Source organism: Xanthomonas arboricola pv. guizotiae (assembly GCF_002940205.1).
GTDB classification, from domain to species: domain Bacteria; phylum Pseudomonadota; class Gammaproteobacteria; order Xanthomonadales; family Xanthomonadaceae; genus Xanthomonas; species Xanthomonas arboricola_C.
This window is the reverse complement of the sequence record NZ_MDSK01000009.1, coordinates 64,334-88,141: the sequence shown is the minus strand read 5'-3', so window position 1 is coordinate 88,141 and position 23,808 is coordinate 64,334. Positions and strand designations below refer to the sequence as shown.

The 23,808-nt window shown below is 66.6% G+C and carries 19 protein-coding genes and 1 pseudogene; 6 read left to right on the top strand and 14 right to left on the bottom strand.

Features of this window, described 5'->3' with window-relative positions:
- Positions 1-206: 206 nt before the first annotated feature.
- From ispF to XarbCFBP7408_RS07595, 7 genes and pseudogenes are all read right to left on the bottom strand, one after another.
- Entirely contained in the window at positions 207-698 is a 492-nt protein-coding gene (gene ispF, locus XarbCFBP7408_RS07625; protein ID WP_039515953.1) for a 2-C-methyl-D-erythritol 2,4-cyclodiphosphate synthase, read from the bottom strand.
- A gap of 108 nt (positions 699-806) precedes the next feature.
- Positions 807-1,514 (bottom strand): annotated as a pseudogene (gene ispD / locus XarbCFBP7408_RS07620) (2-C-methyl-D-erythritol 4-phosphate cytidylyltransferase); the annotation flags it as partial.
- The gene (ftsB, locus tag XarbCFBP7408_RS07615) at positions 1,511-1,867 is read right to left on the bottom strand and encodes a cell division protein FtsB (protein WP_104562432.1); all 357 of its coding nucleotides are present in this window, start codon (positions 1,865-1,867) and stop codon (positions 1,511-1,513) included. The pseudogene ispD and the gene ftsB, both read right to left, overlap by 4 nt.
- A gap of 3 nt (positions 1,868-1,870) precedes the next feature.
- Positions 1,871-3,163 carry a phosphopyruvate hydratase gene (gene eno, locus XarbCFBP7408_RS07610; RefSeq protein ID WP_104562431.1) on the bottom strand — a complete coding sequence of 431 codons (1,293 nt, stop codon included), beginning with the start codon at positions 3,161-3,163 and terminating at the stop codon, positions 1,871-1,873.
- 273 nt (positions 3,164-3,436) lie between these two features.
- Positions 3,437-4,270, bottom strand: coding sequence for a 3-deoxy-8-phosphooctulonate synthase (kdsA, locus tag XarbCFBP7408_RS07605; protein ID WP_104562430.1), 834 nt, complete (start codon positions 4,268-4,270; stop codon positions 3,437-3,439).
- A gap of 402 nt (positions 4,271-4,672) precedes the next feature.
- Positions 4,673-6,337, bottom strand: a complete 1,665-nt coding sequence (locus XarbCFBP7408_RS07600; RefSeq protein WP_104562429.1) for a CTP synthase — start codon at positions 6,335-6,337, stop codon at positions 4,673-4,675.
- 176 nt (positions 6,338-6,513) lie between these two features.
- Positions 6,514-6,762, bottom strand: coding sequence for a hypothetical protein (locus XarbCFBP7408_RS07595; RefSeq protein WP_181106407.1), 249 nt, complete (start codon positions 6,760-6,762; stop codon positions 6,514-6,516).
- Between the two features lie 162 nt (positions 6,763-6,924).
- Here XarbCFBP7408_RS07595 and parE point away from each other — a divergent pair, with 162 nt between their 5' ends.
- On the top strand, positions 6,925-8,814 hold the full coding sequence (gene parE, locus XarbCFBP7408_RS07590) for a DNA topoisomerase IV subunit B (RefSeq protein ID WP_104562428.1): 1,890 nt from the start codon (positions 6,925-6,927) through the stop codon (positions 8,812-8,814).
- Between the two features lie 307 nt (positions 8,815-9,121).
- Positions 9,122-10,624, top strand: coding sequence for a S10 family peptidase (locus tag XarbCFBP7408_RS07585; protein ID WP_104562488.1), 1,503 nt, complete (start codon positions 9,122-9,124; stop codon positions 10,622-10,624).
- A 238-nt stretch (positions 10,625-10,862) separates the two neighbouring features.
- Here the strand turns inward: XarbCFBP7408_RS07585 and XarbCFBP7408_RS07580 are convergent, their stop codons facing one another.
- From XarbCFBP7408_RS07580 to XarbCFBP7408_RS07570, 3 genes are all read right to left on the bottom strand, one after another.
- Entirely contained in the window at positions 10,863-11,624 is a 762-nt protein-coding gene (locus XarbCFBP7408_RS07580; RefSeq protein ID WP_005914990.1) for a YdcF family protein, read from the bottom strand.
- Between the two features lie 121 nt (positions 11,625-11,745).
- Positions 11,746-12,873, bottom strand: a complete 1,128-nt coding sequence (locus tag XarbCFBP7408_RS07575) for an inorganic phosphate transporter (protein ID WP_024939559.1) — start codon at positions 12,871-12,873, stop codon at positions 11,746-11,748.
- A 9-nt stretch (positions 12,874-12,882) separates the two neighbouring features.
- Complete coding sequence (locus XarbCFBP7408_RS07570; protein ID WP_104562427.1) at positions 12,883-13,509, bottom strand: DUF47 domain-containing protein; 627 nt, start codon at positions 13,507-13,509, stop codon at positions 12,883-12,885.
- A 274-nt stretch (positions 13,510-13,783) separates the two neighbouring features.
- On the opposite strand from XarbCFBP7408_RS07570, the gene XarbCFBP7408_RS07560 reads away from it, so the two are divergent.
- Both XarbCFBP7408_RS07560 and XarbCFBP7408_RS07555 read left to right on the top strand, forming a co-directional pair.
- Positions 13,784-15,124 carry a hemolysin family protein gene (locus XarbCFBP7408_RS07560; protein ID WP_016902067.1) on the top strand — a complete coding sequence of 447 codons (1,341 nt, stop codon included), beginning with the start codon at positions 13,784-13,786 and terminating at the stop codon, positions 15,122-15,124.
- Positions 15,108-15,779: an exopolysaccharide biosynthesis protein gene (locus XarbCFBP7408_RS07555; protein WP_181106405.1), complete on the top strand. Its 672-nt coding sequence runs from the start codon at positions 15,108-15,110 to the stop codon at positions 15,777-15,779. Before XarbCFBP7408_RS07560 ends, XarbCFBP7408_RS07555 begins: the two co-directional genes overlap by 17 nt.
- A gap of 31 nt (positions 15,780-15,810) precedes the next feature.
- On the opposite strand, the gene XarbCFBP7408_RS07550 is transcribed toward XarbCFBP7408_RS07555, so the two are convergent.
- Positions 15,811-16,311: a pyridoxamine 5'-phosphate oxidase family protein gene (locus tag XarbCFBP7408_RS07550; protein ID WP_104562425.1), complete on the bottom strand. Its 501-nt coding sequence runs from the start codon at positions 16,309-16,311 to the stop codon at positions 15,811-15,813.
- A 60-nt stretch (positions 16,312-16,371) separates the two neighbouring features.
- Complete coding sequence (locus XarbCFBP7408_RS07545; protein ID WP_104562424.1) at positions 16,372-17,373, bottom strand: LLM class flavin-dependent oxidoreductase; 1,002 nt, start codon at positions 17,371-17,373, stop codon at positions 16,372-16,374.
- Between the two features lie 366 nt (positions 17,374-17,739).
- Between XarbCFBP7408_RS07545 and XarbCFBP7408_RS07540 the strand changes: the two genes are divergently transcribed.
- Positions 17,740-19,149: an MFS transporter gene (locus XarbCFBP7408_RS07540; RefSeq protein ID WP_104562423.1), complete on the top strand. Its 1,410-nt coding sequence runs from the start codon at positions 17,740-17,742 to the stop codon at positions 19,147-19,149.
- A gap of 32 nt (positions 19,150-19,181) precedes the next feature.
- On the opposite strand, the gene XarbCFBP7408_RS07535 is transcribed toward XarbCFBP7408_RS07540, so the two are convergent.
- Both XarbCFBP7408_RS07535 and XarbCFBP7408_RS07530 read right to left on the bottom strand, forming a co-directional pair.
- Complete coding sequence (locus tag XarbCFBP7408_RS07535) at positions 19,182-20,879, bottom strand: ABC transporter ATP-binding protein (protein WP_181106421.1); 1,698 nt, start codon at positions 20,877-20,879, stop codon at positions 19,182-19,184.
- Between the two features lie 111 nt (positions 20,880-20,990).
- Positions 20,991-22,052, bottom strand: coding sequence for a serine kinase (locus XarbCFBP7408_RS07530; RefSeq protein WP_104562486.1), 1,062 nt, complete (start codon positions 22,050-22,052; stop codon positions 20,991-20,993).
- A 156-nt stretch (positions 22,053-22,208) separates the two neighbouring features.
- Between XarbCFBP7408_RS07530 and XarbCFBP7408_RS07525 the strand changes: the two genes are divergently transcribed.
- Positions 22,209-23,762 (top strand): B12-binding domain-containing radical SAM protein, encoded by a 1,554-nt coding sequence (locus XarbCFBP7408_RS07525; protein ID WP_181106403.1) that lies wholly within the window; start codon positions 22,209-22,211, stop codon positions 23,760-23,762.
- The last annotated feature ends 46 nt before the right edge of the window (positions 23,763-23,808 follow it).

Below are 23,808 nucleotides of genomic sequence, written 5' to 3'. Positions count from 1 at the left end.
ATGCCTCGGCGCGGTGGTGTCGCGGTGCGACGCCAAGACGAGCCCGGCACAGGTAACCGCGGTATGGAGCGGCTGGAACACCTGGCCGGCGGTGGCCGGATGCGTGTGGACGGCAGGCTCAGCACTGCAGGGTATGCGTGGCAATCGCCGTGCCCGGCCAACGTCCGCGCACACCGACAGTAAGCGCAGGCGTCTGTGAGCCGCGGTCAGCCAGCGATCTTGCCGAGCAAGACCGCCGCTTGCGCGGCGATGCCCTCGCTGCGGCCGGTGAAGCCCAGTTTTTCGCTGGTGGTGGCCTTGACGCTGACTGCATCGAGTTCGATCGCCAGCAGGCCGGCAATACGCTCGCGCATCGCCAGCGCATGCGGGCCGATCTTGGGGCGCTCACAGATCACGGTGACATCGGCATTGCCGACCCGCCAGCCGCGCTCGCGCAGCAAGTGATCGCAATGCTGCAGGAACTGCGCGCTGTCGGCATCCTTCCAGCGCGCGTCGGACGGCGGAAAGTGCTGACCGATATCGCCCAGCGCCAGCGCGCCCAGCATCGCATCGCATAGCGCGTGCAGCACCACGTCGCCATCGCTGTGCGCGAGCACGCCATGGCTGTGCGCGACGCGCACGCCGCCCAGCATCACGTGGTCGCCCGCACCGAACGCGTGCACGTCGTAGCCCTGACCGATTCGAAAATTGAAAGACATGGTAATCCGTGGTGATTAGGGAGCGTCGGCGTCGTGGTGCGCGCCAGCGGACAGCGCATCGGTCTGACCAACGACCGCCCCGGCGCGCGGGTCGGTTGCAGGCGACCGGGCATCCACTGCCACGCCGCGGCGCGCCAGTTCGAATTCGAAGCGCGCCAGATCCGTTGGCGTGGTCACCTTGAAGTTGTCTTCGGCACCTTCCACCAGCAACGGGCGCAATCCCAGCCGCTCCATCGCCATCGCCTCGTCGGTCACGTCCACGCCAGCGGCCGACGCTTCGGTAAGGCCGCGGATCAGTTGATGGCGACGGAACAGCTGCGGGGTCAGCGCGCGCCACAGCCGCTCGCGCGGCTCGGTGGCATCGATGCCGCCATCGTCGCCGGCACGCTTGAGCGTGTCGCGCACCGGTGCAGCGAGGATCGCGCCGACCGGATCGCCGCGGCCGATTTCCAGCAGGCGCTCCAGATCGGCCAGGGCGAGATTGGGCCGCGCGGCATCGTGCACCAGCACAAAGTCATCGGCCCGCACGCTCTCCGGCAAGGCCAGCAATCCGGCCAGCACCGATGCCGCACGTGTCCCACCGCCGACGCAGGTCAGCACCGGCTTGTCCTGCACCAAGGTCCAGCCTGGCCAATCCGCATCGTCGGGCGCAATGGCCACCACGATGCCGGCCACCACCGGATGCGCGGCAAGCGCCGCCAGCGTGTAGGCCATCAGCGGTTGCCCGGCAGCGGACAGATATTGTTTGGGGGTGTGCCCACCAAAGCGCGTGCCGCGCCCGGCGGCCGGCACGATCGCCCAGATCGAACCGGTCATGGCTGTTCCGCCGGAGCGTCGGGCTCGACGGGCGCAGCGGACGGCGCGACCACTGCAGGCGGCAACGGCGGTGCATCCTCGACCACGCGATAGAACGTCTCGCCCGGTTTGATCATGCCCAGCTCGCTGCGCGCGCGTTCCTCGATTGCGGCCTCGCCGTCCTTCAAATCCTTGACCTCTGCTGCCAACGCCTGGTTGCGTTGGCGCAGACCTTCGTTGTCCTGTGACTGATGCGCGACCTGGGCTTCCAGCATCATGACTTCGCCGGAATTCCCAGGCCCGAACCAGAAGCGGTACTGCAGCCAAGCCAGCAGCACCGCCAGCACCAGCAGTAGCCAGCGCCAGTTGCGCACGGCTTATCGCTTGATCGAAACGAACGCGTCGCGGCCGGCGTAACGCGCGCCGGAGCCCAGCGCCTGCTCGATGCGCAGCAACTGGTTGTACTTGGCGACGCGATCGCTGCGGCACAGCGAGCCGGTCTTGATCTGCGTGGCGGTGGTGGCCACGGCGATGTCGGCGATGGTGGTGTCTTCGGTTTCGCCCGAGCGGTGCGAGACGATCGAGGCGTAGTTGGCCGCATGCGCCATCGCAATGGCGTCCAGCGTCTCGGTCAGCGTGCCGATCTGGTTGACCTTGATCAGGATCGCGTTGGCGGTGCCCGAGTCGATGCCCTGCTTGAAGATCTTCGGGTTGGTGACGAACAGATCGTCGCCGACCAGCTGCACCTTCTTGCCGACGCGGTCGGTGAGCAGCTTCCAGCCGGCCCAGTCGTCTTCGGCCAGGCCATCCTCGATGCTGATGATCGGATACTGCGCGACCCAGTCGGCCAGGAAGTCGACGAACTGCTCGCTGGTCAGGCGCTTGTTCTCGCCGACCAGGTTGTACTTGCCGTTGTCGTAGAACTCGCTGGAGGCCACGTCCAGGCCCAGCAGCACGTCTTCGCCGGCGGTGTAGCCGGCCTTGCCGATCGCTTCTAGGATGGTGTCCAGCGCTTCGACGTTGCTGCGGAAGTCCGGCGCAAAGCCGCCTTCGTCGCCTACGGCCGTGCTCAGGCCATGGCCCTTGAGCACCGACTTGAGCGCGTGGAAGATTTCGGTGCCGGCACGCAGCGCTTCGGAGAACGAGCTGCAGCCGACCGGCAGCACCATGAACTCCTGGAAGTCGACGTTGTTGTCGGCATGCGCGCCGCCGTTGATGATGTTCATCATCGGCACCGGCAGCGCCACGTCGGATTCGGTGATGCTGGACAGGTACTGCCACAACGGCTGCTTGCGCGAGGCGGCCACGGCATGCGCGGCGGCCAGCGACACCCCCAGCAGCGCGTTCGCGCCCAGGCGGCCCTTGTTCTCGGTGCCGTCCAGGTCGATCAGGCGGCGATCCAGACCCTGCTGGTCGGCCGCGTCGAGGCCCTTGAGCGTCTCGGCGATGGTGCCGTTGACGTTGTCCACTGCGTGACGCACGCCCTTGCCCAGGTAGCGGGTCTTGTCGCCATCGCGCAGTTCCACCGCTTCCTTGGTGCCGGTCGAGGCGCCCGAAGGCACGGCAGCGCGGCCGAATGCGCCGTCGTCCAGCGTGACTTCGGCCTCCAGCGTGGGATTGCCGCGGGAGTCGAGGATTTCGCGGGCGAGGATCTTGGCGATAGTGGTCATAGGTCGATCGGTTACCAGTAAAGGGGGAAGGACACCGGAAACAAGCTGCCGGATTATCGCCGCAGGACTGCGGCTTGCCAAATGGCGCGATCGCGCGGCCGCCGCGATGGCGACACATGCGGCCGCAACCGGCGCGCATGGCCGCCAGTGCGGACAATGCAGTGCAGCCGATTCGGCTGCGATCGCGCTACGTGTGCCGGCACACCGCGCATCCGCACCTGCTGCGATAACGGATCACGCGGCAACGGCCGCGCGCTCCGCTGCAGCGCATGGTCAGACGCCTTGTTCGAGAAAGCAATGACGCTTGGTGATGGTATCCAGCGCCAGCAACGTTTCCAGCAAGGCCTCCATCTTGTCCAGCGGCCAGGCGTTGGGGCCGTCCGACAAGGCCTTGGACGGATCCGGATGGGTTTCGGCAAACAGGCCGGAAATGCCGACCGCCACTGCGGCGCGCGCCAGCACCGGCACGAATTCGCGCTGGCCACCGGAGCTGCTGCCCTGCCCGCCCGGCAATTGCACCGAATGGGTGGCATCGAACACCACCGGGCACCCGGTGTCGCGCATGACACTGAGCGAGCGCATGTCGCTGACCAGATTGTTGTAGCCGAACGAGGCGCCACGCTCGCAGACCATGATCTGCTCGTTGCCGGTCGACTTGGCCTTGTCCACCACCGGCTTCATGTCCCACGGCGCCAGGAACTGGCCCTTCTTGATGTTGACCGGTTTGCCGGCGGCGCAGACGTTCTTGATGAAATCGGTCTGGCGCACCAGAAACGCTGGGGTCTGCAGCACGTCGACGACGGCGGCGACCTCGTTCATCGGGGTGTATTCGTGCACGTCGGTCAGCACCGGCACTCCGATCTGCCGTTTCACCGCCTCCAGCACCTTCAGGCCTTCTTCCAGGCCCGGGCCGCGGAAGCTGGTGCCGGAGGTGCGGTTGGCCTTGTCGAAGCTCGACTTGAAGATGAAGTTGATCCCCAGCTTGCCGGTGATCTCCTTGAGCCTGCCGGCCACGTCCAGCTGCAGCTGCATCGACTCGATCACGCAGGGGCCGGCGATCAGGAACAACGGCTGATCCAGGCCAACGTCAAAGTCACACAGTTTCATCAGGTCACCTATTGATTAAAGCCCCTCTCCCACCGGGAGAGGGGTTGGGGTGAGGGTAACGGTTGCGAAGCACTGCGGAAGTGCGATGGTCTGCCCTGGCTGAGGCGTGGCGACGCGTTCGTCATGGCTGCATCTTCCGGTGCGTTGCGGCGCCCCTCATCCGCCCCTTCGGGGCACCTTCTCCCGAGGGGAGAAGTGAGTTGGCCGCACGTCTTGTTCGGAGCCCCTCTCCCGTCGGGAGAGGGGTTGGGGTGAGGGGACGGTTGCGAAGCACTGCGGAAATGCGATGGTCTGTCCTGGCTGAGGCGTGGCGACGCGTTCGTCATGGCTGCCATCTTCCGGTGCGTTGCGGCGCCCCTCATCCGCCCCTTCGGGGCATCTTCTCCCGAGGGGAGAAGGAACTCAGGCACGCGCTTCCTTGAGCAGCTTGCCTCCCGCCTTCTTCTCGCGCGCGGCGCGCACGAAGCCGATGAACAGCGGATGCCCGTCGCGCGGGGTGGACAGGAATTCCGGATGCGCCTGGCAGGCCAGGAACCACGGGTGCGCATCGCGCGGCAGCTCCACCACTTCCACCAGGGTGTCGTCCATCGACTTGCCGGAGATCACCAGGCCGGCGTCTTCCAGCTGGGTGCGGTAGCGGTTGTTGAACTCGTAGCGGTGACGGTGACGTTCGGCCACCACGTCCTTGCCGTACACCTCGCGCGCCAGCGTGCCCGGCTTGAGCCGCTGCTCCTGCAGACCCAGCCGCATGGTGCCGCCCAGGTCGGATTTTTCGTCGCGCTTTTCGACTTCGCCGGTGGCGGTGCGCCATTCGGTGATCAGGCCGATCACCGGGTGCGGCGACTGGCGATCGTTCTCGGTGCTGTTGGCTGCGTCCAGATCGGCCACGTGACGGGCATAGTCCACCACCGCCGCCTGCATGCCGTAGCAGATGCCGAAGTACGGCAGCTTGTGCTCACGCGCGAATTTGGAGGTCTGCACCTTGCCTTCGAAACCACGGTCGCCGAACCCGCCCGGCACCAGGATGCCGTCGACATCCTGCAAGGCGGCCATGTCGCTGCCTTCCAGATCCTGCGCTTCCAGCCACTTCAGGTTGACCCTGGTGCGCTGGCGCAGACCGCCGTGACGCAGCGCTTCGGCCACCGACTTGTAGGCGTCCTGGTGGTCGACGTACTTGCCGACCACCGCAATGGTGACCTCGTCCAGCGGATGCTTGACCGCATCCACCACCGCCGCCCACTCGGACAGATCCGCCGCAGCCACCTTGTCGCGCAGCTTGAACTGCTCGATGACCAGTTCGTCCAGGCCCTGGCGCAGCAGCTCCAGCGGCATGCCGTACAGCACGTCGATATCCGGGCAGCTGATCACCGCACGCTCGGAGACGTTGGTGAACAGCGCGATCTTGCGGCGCTCCGAATCCGGTACCGCCTGCTCGGAACGGCACAGCAGCACGTCCGGCTGGATACCGATCGAGCGCAGTTCCTTGACCGAATGCTGGGTCGGCTTGGTCTTCAACTCACCGGCGGCGGCGATATACGGCACCAGGGTGAGGTGCATGAACATGGCCTTTTCGGCACCACGCTCGGTGCGCACCTGGCGGATCGCTTCCAGGAACGGCAGCGACTCGATATCGCCGACGGTGCCGCCGATTTCGATCAGCGCCACGTCGAACCCGGCGGTGGCCTCGTCGATGCAACGGCGGATCTCGTCGGTGATATGCGGGATCACCTGCACGGTGGCGCCCAGGTAATCGCCGCGACGCTCCTTGCGGATCACGTTCTCGTAGATCCGGCCGGTGGTGACCGAGTTCTTGCGCGACAGCCGCGTGCGCACGTAGCGCTCGTAGTGACCCAGATCCAGGTCGGTCTCGGCGCCGTCGTCGGTGACATAGACCTCGCCATGCTGGAACGGGCTCATCGTGCCCGGGTCCACATTGATGTACGGGTCCAGCTTCATCATCGTGACCTTCAGGCCACGCGCTTCAAGAATGGACGCAAGCGAAGCGGCGGCAATGCCCTTGCCTAGCGAGGACACTACGCCGCCGGTAACAAAAATCAGGGGGGTCATGGGGCTTGAAGCCTCCCGGAAAGCCATAGTTTAGCGGGTGACGGGCGAATGCCCAAGGGTTGCGTGACGATCATGTCGTCACAGCGGCAAAAGACGCGCTGCGCCTGGCACTCAAATGCAGACGCCCCGACCAAGGCCGGGGCGTCCGTGTGGCGTTGTGCCGTCGCGCGATGGAATCAGCGCGCCGGCTTTTCTTCTTCCTCTTCCTCACGCGGCGACACCTCGCCCTTGGGCTTCTGCGCGGCAGCGGCGGCGCGGCGTTCGGCCTTGCGCTCGGCTTCGGTCTTGGCCTTGGCATCGTCGGCCTTCTGCGCGCTGGCACCGGCGCCCTGCCCGGTCTGCTGGGGAGCGGCCTGGGCCATTGCAGGAAGCGCGGCCACTGCGGCAGCACCGAGGGTGAGCATCAGGATGTGCTTGAACTTCATGGTGTCCTCCGGGTTCGGTGACATCCTCAGGTGGGGACGTTTGGTTCCGAATCCAACGCCAGGGTATCCAGCCGCACCCCGCCCTGCACTGAACGCCTGTCGCGTGCAAAAAATCGGCCCAGCCCCCACACTTGCGCGTCGTTTCACGTGCCAACGAGATGCATGAACACCCGTTATAACGCCGCCGATATTGAAGTGCTGTCGGGCCTGGACCCGGTCAAACGCCGCCCTGGCATGTATACCGACACTGCGCGCCCGAACCATCTGGCGCAGGAAGTGATCGACAACTCGGTCGACGAGGCGCTGGCCGGTCACGCCAGGCAGGTCGAAGTGACCCTGTACAAAGACGGCAGCTGCGAGGTGTCCGACGACGGCCGCGGCATGCCGGTGGACATGCACCCGGAAGAAAAGATTCCCGGTGTCGAGCTGATCCTGACCCGGCTGCATGCCGGCGGCAAGTTCAGCAACCGCAACTACACATTCTCCGGCGGCCTGCATGGCGTGGGCGTGAGCGTGGTCAATGCGCTGTCGACCAAGGTCGAGCTGTTCATCAAGCGCGAAGGCAGCGAGCACCGCATGGAGTTCCGCGACGGCCACGCCGCCTCCAAGCTGGAAGTGGTCGGCAGCGTCGGCAAGAAGAACACCGGCACGCGGCTGCGCTTCTGGGCCGATCCGAAGTATTTCGACACGCCCAAGTTCAACGTGCGCGCGCTGCGCCATCTGCTGCGCGCCAAGGCGGTGCTGTGCCCGGGCCTGACCGTGAAGCTGCACGACGAGGCGACCGGCGAGCAGGACAGCTGGTACTTCGAGAACGGCCTGCGCGACTACCTCAAGGGCGAGATGGCCGCGCACGAGATGCTGCCGGCCGACCTGTTCGTGGGCAGCCTGAAGAAGGACACCGAGATCGTCGACTGGGCCGCGGCCTGGGTGCCGGAAGGCGAGCTGGTGCAGGAAAGCTATGTCAACCTGATCCCGACCGCGCAGCACGGCACCCACGTCAACGGCCTGCGTTCGGGGCTGACCGATGCCTTGCGTGAGTTCTGCGACTTCCGCAACCTACTGCCGCGCGGGGTCAAGCTGGCGCCGGAAGACGTGTGGGATCGGGTCACCTTCGTGCTCAGCCTGAAGATGACCGACCCGCAGTTCTCCGGGCAGACCAAGGAACGCCTGTCCTCGCGCCAGGCCGCCGGCTTCATCGAAGGCGCCGCGCACGATGCCTTCAGCCTGTATCTCAATCAGAACGTGGAGATCGGCGAGAAGATCGCGCAGATCGCCATCGACCGCGCCAGTGCGCGCCTGAAGACCGAAAAGCAGATCGTCCGCAAGAAGGTCACCCAGGGCCCGGCCCTGCCCGGCAAGCTGGCCGACTGCATCAGCCAGGATCTGTCGCGCACCGAACTGTTCCTGGTCGAGGGCGACTCGGCCGGCGGCTCGGCCAAACAGGCCCGCGACAAGGACTTCCAGGCGATCCTGCCGCTACGCGGCAAGATCCTCAACACCTGGGAAGTGGCATCGGGCAGCGTGCTGGCCTCCGAGGAAGTGCACAACCTGGCGATCGCGATCGGCTGCGATCCGGGCAAGGACGACATCACCGGGCTGCGTTACGGCAAGGTGGTGATCCTGGCCGATGCGGACTCCGACGGCCTGCATATCGCCACCTTGCTGACCGCGCTGTTCCTGCAGCATTTCCCCGCGCTGGTCGCGGCCGGCCACGTGTTCGTGGCAATGCCGCCGCTGTTCCGCGTGGATGTGGGCAAGCAGGTGTTCTACGCGCTGGACGAAGAGGAAAAGACCACCCTGCTGGACAAGATCGCGCGCGAGAAGCTCAAGGGCCAGGTCAGCGTCACCCGCTTCAAGGGCCTGGGCGAGATGAATCCGCAGCAGCTGCGCGAATCGACCATCCACCCGGATACGCGTCGCCTGGTGCAGCTGACCATCGACGATGGCGAACAGACCCGCTCGCTGATGGACATGCTGCTGGCGAAGAAGCGCGCCGGCGACCGCAAGCAGTGGCTGGAGACCAAGGGCGATCTGGCATCGCTGGAGGTTTGAGTTCGCTGAAATTCTGAAAACACCAAGCAGCGAAAGCTTCGCCCCCCAGCGGGGCGAGAAGGCACTGCTTGCGCAGGTCTCTTCGAGCGCCCGCGCAGACAGCCCGGGCCGGGGGTGCGAAGCGGAAGTTGGGGTGAGGGTGAAGCCGATCCCCACCCTTTGGCTCAGACGGCTGCCTGCAGCGGCACATGCTGCTCCAAGCCAGGCAGCCCACGTCGGCCAGCGCGACACACATGCCTTTGTGCACATCCATCCGACGCCATCGGCGGCCTAGCATCGTCGATCCCCTGCCGAATCTCCGATGCTCATGCCCTGCTTCCTCCGTGCCAGCCTGCTGGCCTGCGTCCTGCTCAGCGGAACTGCGCTGGCCGACGCGCCCGACAAGAACGCTGCAAAAACCGACACCAAGTCCGATGCGGCCGTCGCCAAGCCCGCGCCACTGCCGGCCGATGCCAGCGTGCGGCAAAGCACCCGTGTGGGCGGGCGCACGCTGAGTTACACCGCAACCGTCGGCACCCTGCCGGTGCGCGATGCGCAGGGCAAGACCACCGGCGAGGTGGTGTTCACCGCCTACACCGTCGATGGCAAGGACCGCCCGGTGACCTTCGCGCTGAATGGCGGGCCCGGTGCGTCGTCGGTGTATCTGAACATGGGCGCGATCGGACCCAAGGTGGTGGGTTTCGGCGCCGAAGGCGACAGCGCCTCCGCACCGGCGGCATTGCGCGATAACCCCGGCACCTGGCTGGACTTCAGCGACCTGGTGTTCATCGACCCGGTCGGCACCGGCTTCAGCCGCGCCCTGATCGGCGACGACGAGGCCAAGAAGCAGTTCTACAACCCGCAGGCCGACGTGGAATATCTCTCGCGTGTGGTCTACGACTGGCTGCTGAAGAACCGCCGCCTGCAGGCGCGCAAGTACCTGGTCGGCGAAAGCTACGGCGGCTTCCGCGGCCCGCGCATCACCCAGTATTTGCAGACCCGGCTGGGCGTGGCGATGAACGGCGTGGTGCTGGTGTCGCCGTATCTCAATCCCACCCTGGACGACAACAGCGATGTGTCGCCGCTGGCCTGGATGATGACGCTGCCCTCGATCGCCGCCGCACACCTGGAACGCCAGGGCCAGCTCAGCGATACGGCGATGCGCCAGGTGATCGATTACACCCGCGGCGACTACGCGGTGGCGCTGATGAAGGGCCGCACCGACCCGCAGGCGACCGAGGCGATGCTGCAGCAGGTCACCCGCATGACCGGGCTGGACGCGACCTATGTGCGTCGCTCCGGCGGACGCCTGGAAACCCAGGCCTACCTGCGCGAGGTATTCCGCGACAAGGGCGAGCTGGGCAGCCGCTACGACGCCAACGTGACCGCGTTCGACCCCTTCCCCAACGATCCCGAGCAGCGCGCCAACGACCCGCTGCTGGACAGCATCATCGCGCCGACCACCACCGCGATGGTGGACTTCGTCACCCGCGTGGTCGGCTGGAAGGTCGATGCGCGTTACCAGGCGCTCAATTACGACGTCAACACGCTATGGGACTGGAACGACGAACTGCGCAAGGGCGCGGTGACCCAGCTGCGCCAGTCGGTGGCGATCGACCCCAAGCTGCGCGTATTGATCGCGCATGGCTGGAACGACCTCTCCTGCCCGTTCATGGGCTCGGTACTGACGGTGGACCAGATGCCGACGATGGGCAGCGACCCCAAGCGCGTACAGGTGCGCGAATATCCCGGCGGCCACATGTTCTACAACCGCACCGACAGCCAGGCCGCATTCCGCAACGACGTCAAGACGATGTACGAAACCCGCTGAGCACCACCATCGCCGGCCGCACACGCGGCAGGCGATGCATCACGCCAGCCGCAAGTAAATGCGCAACCAGCCGCGCTGCCACCAAGCAGCGCAATCACCCTCCCGACGCCGCGCACACGCATTGCACCGCCAATCCGAAGGGCACCAGGCGCCGCTGAATCAAATCAGCCGCACATACCAGGCAGCGCACCAGCTGCTACGAATCCCGAATCTCGAATCCCGATTCCCCATTCCCGATTCACAGCGCCCCAGCCCGAACAGCCTCCACATTCCACCCCAGCCACTCGTAAACCCGATAGCGCGCAATGCCCAGGTACTCGTGCAAGGCGACATCGGCCACGGTGAAGTTGTAGCTCTGCGGCAACCATGCCCAGGACGCGGTCAGCCAGTCCGAGCGTACCGGCGTGGCGTCGATGCCGAAGTGGCGGAAGTACAGCTCGGCACGCCGCAGATGCGTGGCCGAGGACACCAGCACGACCCGCTCGGGGCGGTACTGGCGCAGCAAGGGCTGGCTGAACTGCGCGTTCTGCCAGGTGTTCATGCTGGACGGCTCCATGATCAGGTCGGCCTGCGCGATGCCCAGCCCGATCAGCACCTTCCGATACACCACCGCCTCGGACAGGCCCAGCCCGCGCGCGTCGCCGCCGCTGATCTCGATCTTGCAGTCGCCGCCATGCGCACGGCACTGCCGGTACAGCCGCGCCGACTCGACGATGCGGCCGTAGGCGAACATATTGGCCTCGGCAGTGGCATCGGGGCCATCCGGCCGCACCGTGCCCGCGCCCAGCAGCACGATCATGTTGCGCGCGCGCCAGTCGTTGAAATCGTTGACCCCGGTCTGCTGCAGCCCGTGCAGCATCCAGCTCGCCAACGGGCCGCAGCCGACCAGCAGCAGCAACGCCAACGTGGCCGCCGCCAGCGCACGCGCGCTGCGCAGCCAGCGCCGGCGGCCGATCAGCCAGGACAGCAGGAACAGCACGCACACCAGCGCAAGCATCATCGGCGCGTTTCCTCAGGCAGGACGCGTTGGCAGATCAGGGTCGAACGGAACGGCCTGCAACAGGGCACGCCGCAGTAGGCGCGCATGCTCGCCCAGCGAGGTGACCGCAGCGCGACATCGCTCAGGTCCAGCCGAACCATTCGAAGCAGCGCAGGATCAGATACGCCACCCCGCCGGCAGCCGGGATGGTCAGGATCCAGGCCCAGACGATGCGCTCGATCACGCCCAGCCGCAGCGAGCGCGGGTTCTTGGCAAACCCCACGCCCATGATCGCGGTGGAGATGCTGTGCGTGGTCGACACCGGCATGCCGAAGTGCGCGGCCACGGTCAGCACGGTGGCCGAGCTGGTTTCTGCGGCAAAGCCGTGGATGGGATGCAGCTTGACCATCTTGTGGCCGAGCGTCTTGATGATCTTCCAGCCGCCCGAGGCGGTGCCGGCGGCCATCACCACCGCACAGGTCAGCACGATCCACATCGGAATGCCGGCGCCCGCGGCCAGGCCGGTGCCCGGATGCAGGAACGACAGCCAGCTCGGCAGATCGTCCAGCGCACCGGCCGACTGCGCGCCGATCAGGGTCATGGCGATGATGCCCATGGTCTTCTGCGCGTCGTTGTGGCCGTGGGCATAGCCCATGTAGGCGGCCGAGGCGATCTGCGCCTTGCCGAAGAACGCATTGACCCAGCGCGGACGCGCCAGCCGCCCGATCGGCCCGCCCAGCCGGGCCATGCCGGCGATGATCGCCCACAGCAGCAGCATCACCACGATGCCGAGCAGGAAGCCGGCAATCGGCGAGGTGATCATCGGCACGAACACCTTCCACAACAGGCCCTTGTTCTTGGCCCAGTTGCCGATGTTTTCCGACCAGATCAAGGCGTTCCAGTTGTTGTGCGCGGCGGCCAGGCCGGCGCCGCACAGCCCGCCGATCAAGGCGTGCGAGGACGACGACGGCAGGCCCTTCCACCAGGTGATCAGGTTCCAGATGATGCCGCCCAGCAGCGCGCACAGGATCACCTGCGGGGTGACCTCGACCACCTCGGTGTTGAGCAGGCCGGAGGCGATCGTCAACGCCACCGCGGTGCCGGTGAGCGCGCCGATCAGGTTCATGCCGGCGGCCAGCATCACCGCCCAGCCCGGCGACAGCACCTTGGTGGCGACCACGGTGGCGATGGAGTTGGCGGTGTCGTGGAAGCCGTTGATGAACTCGAACACCAACGCCGCCAGGATCACCACCAGAACTAGGGTAAGCACGCGGCGACCTCAGCTGTTCTTCAATACGATCTGGTACACCACCACCCCTGCCTCGCGGCAACGGTCGATGGCCTTCTCCAGAATCTCGAAGAATTCCTTGAGCAGGAACATCTGCAGCGTGTCCAGGCGACCGGAATAGATGTCGCGGTACAGCTCGAGCATCAGCCGGTCGGCCTCGTTTTCCAGCATGCGCAGCTTGTCGTTGAGCGCGGTCATGCGATCGATGTTCATCTGCGGCAGGTCGGCCACCATCTCGACGACCACGCCGGCGGCCTGCTCCAGCATCGCTGCGCGCGGGGCGAAGTCGATGTGCTCCAGGTGCTTGGTGGCCAGCGAATAGCGGTCGGCGAACTTCTCGACCTGCTTGGGAATCTTGTACAGCGCCGAGCCCAGCGCTTCGATGTCCTCGCGCTCGATCGGGGTCATGAAGCTGTCCACCAGCGCCTGGCCGATCTTGTCCGAGGCGGCGCGTTCGCGCAGGCGGGCCAGCTTGAAGGCGTCCAGCGCGGGTTGGCGGTCGGACGTGCGCATCATGGCGTGCAAGGCCTTGGTGCTGTCGTAGGCGGCCTGCGCCGCTTCGTTCAGAAGCGCATAGAACTGCTTGCCGGAGCCGAAGATGGTCTGCAACGAGAACATGGGTGGACAACTTCCTGCCGTCGAGGGAGAGACGGACGCCAAGCGCGAATTATGACCGTTCCATGACCTATCTGGGTATCTCGGCGGCGCAGGCGGCCTTCACATCGGCATTTCCCGGCTCGAACCACCCTGTGGTTTGCTAACATGCTCCCGCGCCCTCGGGTGCACCCTATGGAAGACGACCCTATATTCCCCCGTTGCCGCCCCGCCCCCGTGCGCGCCGGCCAACCCAGTGCTCGCCCGCCCTCCCCTTCACTGACCGGGGAAGACGCCCGTGGTTGAGTTTCTGATCGTCATCGCGCTGATCCTGTTGAACGGCTTCTTCGCGATGTCGGAAATGTCCCTGATGACCTCGCGCAAGAGCCGGCTGAAGCAGATGGCCGGCTCCAGCAAGCGCGCCGCCCGTGCCCTGGCGCTGGCCGAAAGCCCGGAAAACTTCCTGTCCACGGTGCAGATCGGCATCACCCTGATCGGCATCCTCACCGGCGTGTTCGGTGGCGAGGCGATCGGCGAGGCCATCAGCAGCTGGCTGCAGGGGCTGTTCCCGGCGCTGTCGGCCTCGTTCGAGCTGGTCGGCAAGCCGCGCCCGTATTCGGTGGTGATCGGCAGCACGCTGGCGGTGGCCCTGATCACCTTCCTGACGCTGATCTTCGGCGAGCTGGTGCCCAAGCGGCTGGCGCTGCGCAACTCCGAGGACATCGCCGGGGTGGTCGCGGTGCCGATGGCCTGGCTGGCAAAGATCGCCGCGCCCGGCGTGTGGGTGCTGGCGCGCTCGACCCGGCTGGTGCTGCGCATGCTCGGCATGGGCAAGGACGAATCGGCATCGGTGACCGAAGAGGAGATCCGCATGCTGGTGGCCGAAAGCCACGAGGCCGGCGTGATCGATGCGCACGAGCGCGACATGATGAACCGCGTAATGCGGCTGGGCGACCGCACCGCCGACAGCCTGATGACGCCCCGCAACCGCATCGCCTGGCTGGATGCCAATGCCGAGCCGGAACGCAATCTGCTGGTGATGCGCGAACACGAATTCTCGCGTTATCCGGTCTACCGCGGCAGCGACCAGGACATCGCCGGGGTGCTGGAGGTCAAGTCGCTGGTCACGCGCATGGACGGACACGGCGCGCAGCTGTTCCAGGCGCTGCGCGACACCTTGTTCGTGTCTGAATCCACGCATGCGATGAAGCTGCTGGAGATCTTCCGCGAAGAACAGCAGTCGATGGCGCTGGTGGTGGACGAATACGGCGAAATCCGTGGGCTGGTGACCATCAGCGACCTGATGGGCGCAGTGGTCGGCCGCCTGCAGGCGGTGGAAAACACCGACGAGGATGCGCTGGTGGTCACGCGCGCCGACGGCTCGCTGCTGATCGACGGCTCGCTGCCGGTGGAGGAACTGCGCGAAGTGCTAGGCGCCGAACTGCCGGAGGCCGACGAAGGCGACTACCACACGCTCGCCGGCCTGTGCATCTACTACTTCGGGCGCATTCCGCAGGCGGGCGAATTCTTCGATTGGGCCGGCTGGCGCATCGAGATCGTCGATCTGGATGGCGCACGCGTGGACAAGCTGCTGCTGAGCCGCGTCAGCGACGAGGGCAGCGATGACATCGTCGGATAACCGCGTACCGCCATCGGATGGAGCGGACGGCGCGCAGATGCGCTATCGCAACGAAGGCATCCGTAGCCTGCTGGCGGCCTTCAGCGAGGGCGATCCGGAGCATGTGCTGCGGGTGCGCGAGATCCTGGCCGATCTGCAGCAGAGCGCATTCGGGGTGTTCCTGTTCCTGGCGATCCTGCCGTCGTTCATTCCGATTCCCGGCCTGGCCGGCGGCATCAGTGGCCCGCTGACGGTATTGATCGGGCTGCAGATGATGTGCTGCCTGCGCAAGCCGTGGGTGCCGCGTTTCATCGGCGATCGCGGGCCGCGACGCAGTACCAGCCAACGCTTCGTCACGCGGCTTGCGCCGACGCTGCAGCGCCTGGACCGGCTGCTCAAGCCGCGCCTGCACGGCATGCTGGACCGGATCCCGGCGCAGGTGTTCACCGGCGTGCTGCTGGTGCTGGTCGGCATCCTGCTGACGCTGCCGATTCCGTTCACCAACTACATCTTCGGGCTGATCCTGCTGCTGTTTGCGCTGGCCCTGCTCGAGCGCGACGGCGCATTGCTGCTGGTGGGCTGGGCCGCTGCGCTGATCTCGGTGGCGGTATTCGGGGTCACCTCGGACCAGTTGCTGGACCTGATCCGCGGTTGGTGGCCGGCCGCCTGGCGCTGAGCGCGCGACGGCCGGCGCACTTAGAGCGCAGTTACTTCAGATCGACCACGCGGTTGTCCGACAGGCTGCCGGTATCGTCGGTCACGGCCGTCATCACGAAGTACAGCGCCTTGCCCAGCAGTCCGCTCGGGCCATCCCAGTACTCGGCCGATTCGGCGCGCACATGGATCAGGCGCAGGTTGGGGTCGTCCTTGCCGCCGGGGAAGAACACCTTCATCGCCGGCGACCACAACTGCTCGATCTTGGCGCGGTCATCGACCACGCGTGCGGTACCGGCGACTGACACGTAGCTGTTCTTGGAGGCAGAAGCATAGGCCACGTTGACGCGCGGATCGGCGGCGATTTCGGCCACCTTCGGGCTGTCGGCGGCGGTGGCGAACCACAGGTCGCCATCGAATTCGACTTCCTGCGTGCCCAACGGACGGCTCACCAACTTGCCGTCGGCCGACACGGTCGTGAACATCGCGATGTCCACGCCGCGGATCAATTCCGCCAACTGCCTGATGCTCTCGCTGCGTTGCTGAAATTGCATGCTGGTGTTCCCAATGGAGGTGCATGCATCTGAGCGGATTGCCGCGCAAAGCGACGTGAATCACGCGGGAGTCACGTCCAGCTCGCGGCAGGCGATGGCGGCGATTTCGAACGAACGCAAACGCGCGGCATGGTCGTAGATGTTGGCGGTGAACAGCAGCTCGTCCGGGGTGTGGCGCTCGATGAACTCGGCCACGCCGCGCGCGATCTGCTCGGCATCTCCCAGTACCGTGCATGCCAGCGCACGCTCCACGCCGGCACGCTCGTGCGGCTGCCAGAAGCCGTCGATATCGTCGATCGGCGCGGGAATCTTGCCCGGTTGGCCGCGGCGCAGGTTGACGAAGCTCTGCTGCTGGGTGGTGAACAGGCGACGTGCCTGCGCTTCGGTTTCCGCGGCCACCACGTTCAAGGCCAGCATCACGTACGGCTTGGCCAGCTGCGCGGACGGGCGGAACTCGCGGCGGTAGATCGCCACCGCCTCGTCCATCGCGTCGGGCGCGAAGTGCGAGGCGAACGCGAACGACAAGCCCATCGCCGCGGCCAGCCGCGCACTGAACAGGCTGGAACCCAGCAGCCACACCGGCACGTCGAGGCCGGCCCCCGGCACTGCCTGCACCAGTTGCCCCGGCACCACCGGCGCGAAGTAGCGCAGCAGCTCGGCCACGTCCTGCGGGAAATGGTCGGCACTGTCGAAATAGCGGCGCAGGGCGCGCGCGGTCGGCTGGTCGGTGCCGGGCGCGCGGCCCAGGCCCAGGTCGATGCGCTGCGGGTACAACGAGGCCAGCGTGCCGAACTGTTCGGCCACCTGCAGCGGCGCATGGTTGGACAGCATGATGCCGCCGGCGCCGACGCGGATGGTCTTGGTGCCGCCGGCGACATGGCCGATCAGCACCGCGGTGGCGGCGCTGGCGATGCCCGGCATGTTGTGGTGCTCGGCCAGCCAGTAACGCTGGTAGCCCCAGCGCTCGGCGTGCTGGGCCAGATCGAGCATATTGGCGAAGGCGTGGGTGGTGTCGCTGCCTTCGCAGACCGGCGCTAGGTCGAGCACGGAAATGGGCGTCATCGGATGACTCCGGGGAATGAATGATGTGCAAGAGATGGGGCTGGCCAGGCGGCTTTGCCACCTGCCCAGGTGGCGCTGGGGGGATTACAGCATTCCAGTGGTCAAACAACGGGAGGATCTGCAGCTGGCCACTGCCCCGCTCCGTGCCCAGGCCCGCGCCTCGCTGGACGGGCGCTGCAACGCAGGCGCGGCAATGGCATGCAAGCCATGCATTCGCCCCGCAGGGAGGGGGATCAGGCATGCACGATGGTTGTTGGTGTCTGGCGCTCGCCGGATCGCCTGCGAATGCAGTTGCCTGACCGCGAAGCGCGGGCACCGGGTGACAGGGCTGCTGGCTATGATGGACACCGCATTGGCAGCGCCTGCATGACGATGGCTTCGACCGCTCCGCTCGACCCCGCTTCCGCCACCCTGCACATCGCCGCGCGGATCGACCGGCTGCCGGCCAGCGCCACGCTGTGGCGGCTGGTCGGCCTGCTCGCGCTGGGTGGATTTTTCGAGTTGTACGACCTGTTCCAGACCGCGTACATCAGCCCGGGGCTGATCCGCGACGGCATCTTTGCCAGCGCTGCCGATGGTGCGTTCGGCATGTCCGACCAGGCCGCGTTTGCGGCGGCGACGTTTCTGGGCCTGTTCGTCGGCGCCGCCCTGCTGAGTCCGTTCGCCGACCGCTTCGGGCGCCGTCCGGTGTTCACCTTTGCCCTGATCTGGTACACCGCCGCGACCGTGGCGATGGGCCTGCAGCACACCGCCACCGGCGTCATCCTGCTGCGCTTGGCGGTCGGGATCGGCCTGGGCATCGAGCTGGTCACCATCGACACCTATCTGTCCGAGCTGGTGCCGCGGCATATGCGCAGTGCCGCATTCGCGTTTGCATTCTTCGTGCAGTTTCTGGCGGTGCCTGCGGTGGCGCTGACCGCCTGGCTGCTGGTGCCGCATGCACCGCTGGGGGTGAGTGGCTGGCGCTGGGTGGTGCTGCTGAGCGGGGTATTTGCGCTGGCGATCTGGTGGCTGCGTAGCCGGTTGCCGGAATCCGCCCGCTGGCTAGCGGCGCAGGGACGCCATGCCGAAGCCGATGCGGTCTTGACCCAGCTCGAAGCGCGCTGCGCGCGCGATCTGGGTGCGCCCCTGGCCGCACCGCAGGTGGCCGCCCCTTCGCCGGCCGGCGACATGCAGACCGCGATGCTGTGGCGTGCGCCGTATCGCGGGCGCATCGGCATGCTGGTGGTATTCCATATCTTTCAGGCGATCGGCTTCTTCGGCTTCGGCAACTGGTTGCCGGCATTGATCTCGGCGCAAGGCACCGGCGTGACCAGGAGCCTGGCCTATTCCTTTGCGATTTCGCTGGCCTACCCGCTGGCGCCGCTGCTGTTGCTGCGCTTTGCGCAGCGCTGGGAGAACAAATGGCAGATCACCGCATCGGCCCTGGGCGCGGTGCTGTTCGGCGTGCTGTTTTCGCTGCAGCATCAGGCGCTCGGCATGGTGCTGTGCGGGGGGATGATTGCGTTCTGCAATGCCTGGATGAGCTTTGCCTATCACGGCTATCAGGCCGAGCTGTTCCCCACCGGCTTGCGCGCGCGGGCGGTGGGCTTTTGCTATTCCTTCAGCCGTCTTTCCACGGCGGTGAGCAGCGTGCTGATCGGTTGGCTGCTCGCCCAGGTCGGCAGCCATGGCGTGCTGGCCTTTATCGTGATCAGCATGTCGATCGTGGCCAGCGTGATTGCGCTATTGGGCCCGCGCACGCGCAATCGGGCGCTGGAAGAGATAGCCGGCTGATCGCGGCGCCGACGCGACCACGCCACCTGGCATCACGCGTCTGAGCGTGCAACCGCATCGGCGTGGGCAGCGGTCTGCGCCGCCACTGCAATGCCCAAGACAACCGTGCGATCGGCCACTGCGGCCAGGCTGGTGCGATGCGAGACCACCACCAGCACGGTCTGCGGCAGGCGTTGCCGCAGCATGCACAACACCTGCTGTTCGGCCTCGGCATCCAGTGCGCTGGTGGCCTCGTCCAGCACCGCCAGGGTCGGCTGGCGCAACAGCACCTGCGCCAGCAGCAGGCGCTGCGCTTCGCCACCGGACAGGCGCCCATCCGGGCCGTTGATCGGGCTGTCCAGGCCTTGCCCGTCGCGCTGCAGACGCGCGCCCAGGCCGACATCGGCCAGCACCTGCCACATGCGTGCATCGCTGGTGCCGGGCAATGCCCAGTCCAGACAGGCGCGGACCGTGCGCTGCCACGGCCGCACGCCCTGGCCCAGGTAGGCGCCATGCCGCACCAGGGCGCGATACGCGGCGAAATCCAGCCGGCGCCCGGCCATGTGCGCAGTGAACTGCGTAGGCGGGGTCTGACCCGAAAGCACGTCCATCAGGCTGCTCTTGCCGATCCCGGAGGGGCCGACGACCAGGGTCAGTTCGCCGGGCAGCAACAGCAGCGGATCGAGAGCGAGCCTGGGCAACGGCGGTGCCAGGCCGATGTGTTCCAGATGCAAGGCAGCCGGCAACGGCTGGGCCGGCGCGGCCAACGCCGGCGAAGGCGTCGTGCCCAGCGCCACATAGCGCCGCCACAGCTGCAACGCCGGCCACGCCGAGCGCAGTTGCTGCACGCTCTGGCGGGTACTGACCAGATACGGCAACAGGCGCCCGAGCAGCAGGCTGACGGTGATCAACGCAGCGCGGTCGGCGCCCTGCCACAGGTTGGCCAGTACCAGGATGGCGGCGATGACGGCCACTGCGGTGGCTTCGAGCATCAGCCGGCTGCCCGCCACCAGCGCCTGCTGCTGCGCATAGCCCTGCCCCAGCCGTGCGGAAATGCAGGTGTAATGGCGGGTTTCCAGTGCTTCGCGCTGGAACGAACGCACATGCCGCAGGCGACGCGGGAAGTCCTCGCTCAGCCAGAACAGCTGCGTCATGTCGGCCACGTAATCGCGGCTGATGCGCGCCTGGGCGGCGCTGCTGGAGCTGCGCAAGCCCAGCCACGCCAGCACCAGCAACAGCGGCGTCGCCATCAGCAACGCCGGGGCGATCATGACCGCGATGCAGATGCTCACCAGTGCGGTCATGCCGGCCACCAGCAGCTGCAAGGCCGCGCTGAAACCCTGGGTGGCGATCTCGATGTTGTAGGTCAGCACATTGGCGATTTCCGCCGAACTGGCACCGGACAGGGCCGGCAGCGGCGCATCAATCAACGCCGCATGCACGCGCTGCCGCAGCCCGATCGCGTAGCGGCTGGCCAGCCGCGCGGCCAGCCGTGCGCCCTGCCAACGCAGTGCGGCAAACACCAGGCTGACACCGGCAAACAGCGCCACCTGCATTGCCAGACCCGCCGGTAACGCCAGCGCGTAGCCGGCCAGGCGGACGGCATGACCAGGCTGCACCAGTGGCACCAGGCTGACCGCGACGAGGCTGCCGGCCAGTGCGGCCAGCAGCGACAAGCCCACGTAGAGCGCGATGGTCGACACATCCGCCGGCACCAGCGTGCCGACGAAATCGCGCCACAGCGCACGCATGGGTTTGCGATCTGCAGTAGCGCGCATTTCAGTCACGCCTGACGCTCACGGTGGGATGCGGCATGGCGTCGGCTTGAAAGAGGACGCACCGCTGCCGCGCTGCCGGCGCGCTCACCGCAACACCTGCAGCAGCGCGTCCAGCGCGGCCTGCGGATGCGCCCCGCGGCGCAGGGTGAACATGCCGATGCGCTGTACCTGTTGGACAAAGCGCTGCCAGCCCGGTTGCCCAGCCGCATACGGTTGATCGTCTGCCAGGCAAGCGGCAATGCGTTCGGTCGGCATCGCCAGCAATGGCTGTGCGGGATCGCTCGCTGGCGTTGCCGACAGCATCACCACTGCACACAGCTGCAAGGGCGCGCGCGCCAGTTGCGCACGGCCGTGGCGGATGTCGATCTCGAACTTTTCCACACCGCTGCGGCGACGGATGGTTGGCGAGGCGCTGAGCCACGCGCGGGTGTCCGCATCGACCAGGCCCAGCGCGTCGGCGCGCAGATGCAGAAAGTTGGCAACGCCGGTGGTGAGCAGACTCTCCGGCGCCACGAACACGCCGTCTTCGGCGATGAAATCCAGGCCATGCAGCAGGCTGTGCAGCGCCAGGGTCGATTTGCCGGCGCCACTGGCGCCGAGCAACAGCACACAGCGTCCCTGCCGGCCCACGCAGGCGCCATGCAACGGCACCAGGCCCATGCCGCGCGCCGCCAGCAGGAACACCGAAAATTCAATCAGCTCATAACGCAGGTGATAGGCGTGGGCGAGCATGTCGTCGGAAACCACCAGCATGGCGCGGCGCGCGGGCACCGACAGCATCAGGTAATTGCAGGCATCCATGACCCCGCACAGCAAGCCGCCGCTGGCATGGGTGCGCACCGGTGGCGGCGCTGCGCTCGAAGGCGCGTGTCCACGCGGCACCAGATCCAGCGTGATATGGAATTCCGGCGCACCCGGCAGGCGATGCGCGGGCAGGCCGGCGTAGGCCAGGTCCACCAATGCCAGCAGCGCGTCGCTGTCGCTTTCGAAGTGGAACAGCGCGCCGAGGATCTGCCGGCGCACGCACTGCCGACGCGGCCGATGTTCGCCGAACGGATCTGCTGCCACTGCCGCCGCATCCGACGCGCCAGTGCGTGCGGCATCGCCCACCGGCATCAATTGCGCCAACGCAGCCGACTGCGGCATGCCGTTCCATCCATTGCATCGATCAGCCGGTGTGTGCCGAACGGCAACAGAAAGGTTGCCGCATCGACGTCGGCACGTGCGCCCAATGCACGCCAACCACGGCATGCCGATCGGCGCAACCAAAGCCACCTGCATCCGCACCTACTGCCGAGCCGAATGCCGGTGCCTGCGCACGCCGCCGCTGCGCGCACCTGGCGACAGAACGAGAGCCTTGTGCGGATGCTAAAGATCCAGGTCAGTCATTCGTATTTCCTGCGTTACGACCCCAAGCAATGGGAGCGCGGCAAGCCGTATCCACCGTTGGCGACGCTGCAGGTTGCCGCGTTATTGCGCGGGCGTGGCCATGCGCTGAGCCTGTTCGACGCGATGCTGGCCGACGATGTGCAGGACTACACCGGTGCCTTGCAGCAGGCGCAGCCGGATCTGGTGGTGTTCTACGAGGACAACTTCAACTTCCTCACCAAGATGTGCCTGAGCCGCATGCGCGAGGCGGCCTGCCAGATGATTGCGCAAGCGCGCGCGGCCAGCTGCCGCGTGCTGGTGGCCGGCTCCGATGCATCCGACAACCCGGATGTGTTTCTGGCTGCCGGCGCGCACGCGGTGTTGATCGGCGAAGGCATCGCACCACTGCTCGAACTGGTGGCGCGCGTCGAACAAGATCCCATCATCGATACAGACGCCTGGCTCGCGGGCGTTGCACGTATCGCCGTCAGCCCAGCTGCTGCAGCACGCGTGCATCGTGGCGCACAACCGCCGGACGCGCGCCTGAGCGGCCTGCCGGCCTGGGACCTGGTCGACATGCCGCGCTATCAGCGGTTCTGGCGGCAACGGCACGGCTATTTCAGCTTGAATATGGCGGCGTCGCGCGGTTGCCCGTTCCGCTGCAACTGGTGCGCCAAACCGATCTGGGGCAATCACTACAAGCGCCGCGATGCGGAAGACGTGGCTGCCGAAATGATCCATCTCAAGCGCAGCTTCCAGCCCGATCACCTCTGGATGGCCGATGACATCTTCGGCTTCCATATCGATTGGGTGGAAACCTTTGCGCAGCGCCTGAGCGATGCCGATGGCGCGATCCCGTTCACCATCCAGACCCGTGCCGACCTGGCCAGCGAGCGCATGGCAGCCGCGCTGGCACGCGCCGGCTGCGCCGAGGCCTGGCTGGGTGCCGAAAGCGGCAGCCAGCGCATCCTGGACAAAATGACCAAGGGCACCGAGGTTGGCGAGGTGATCGCCGCACGCCGGCGCCTGGGTGCGCACGGGATCCGCGTGGGCTTGTTCATTCAACTCGGCTACCTGGGCGAAGAACTCGAAGACATCCTGGCCACGCGCGCCCTGGTGACCCAGGCCAACCCGGACATCATCGGCGTCAGCGTGTCCTATCCGCTGCCCGGCACCAAATTCTACGAGGAAGTGAAGAGCCAGCTGGGCGGCAAGACCCATTGGCAGGACAGCGACGACCTGGCGATGATGTTCCATGGCGCCTACGACTCGGAGTTCTACCGCAGCGTGCGCGATCTGCTGCATACGCAGGTGGACCTGCGACAGGCGCGCGCCATGCTGGGCGCCGATGCGTTTACACAGGCCTCGGACACGTTGGAGGCGCGCTGGTCCGCCTTGATCGCCAGCGAACGGCAGCACCGCACCGAGCCGCTTGCCGGCGCTGCCGCACATCAACCGCGCCAGTTGGCCAGCGTGCTGGTCGGCTAGCGCGCAACCGGCCGACCTCGCCTCCCGACATCCCTCGCCTTTCTCG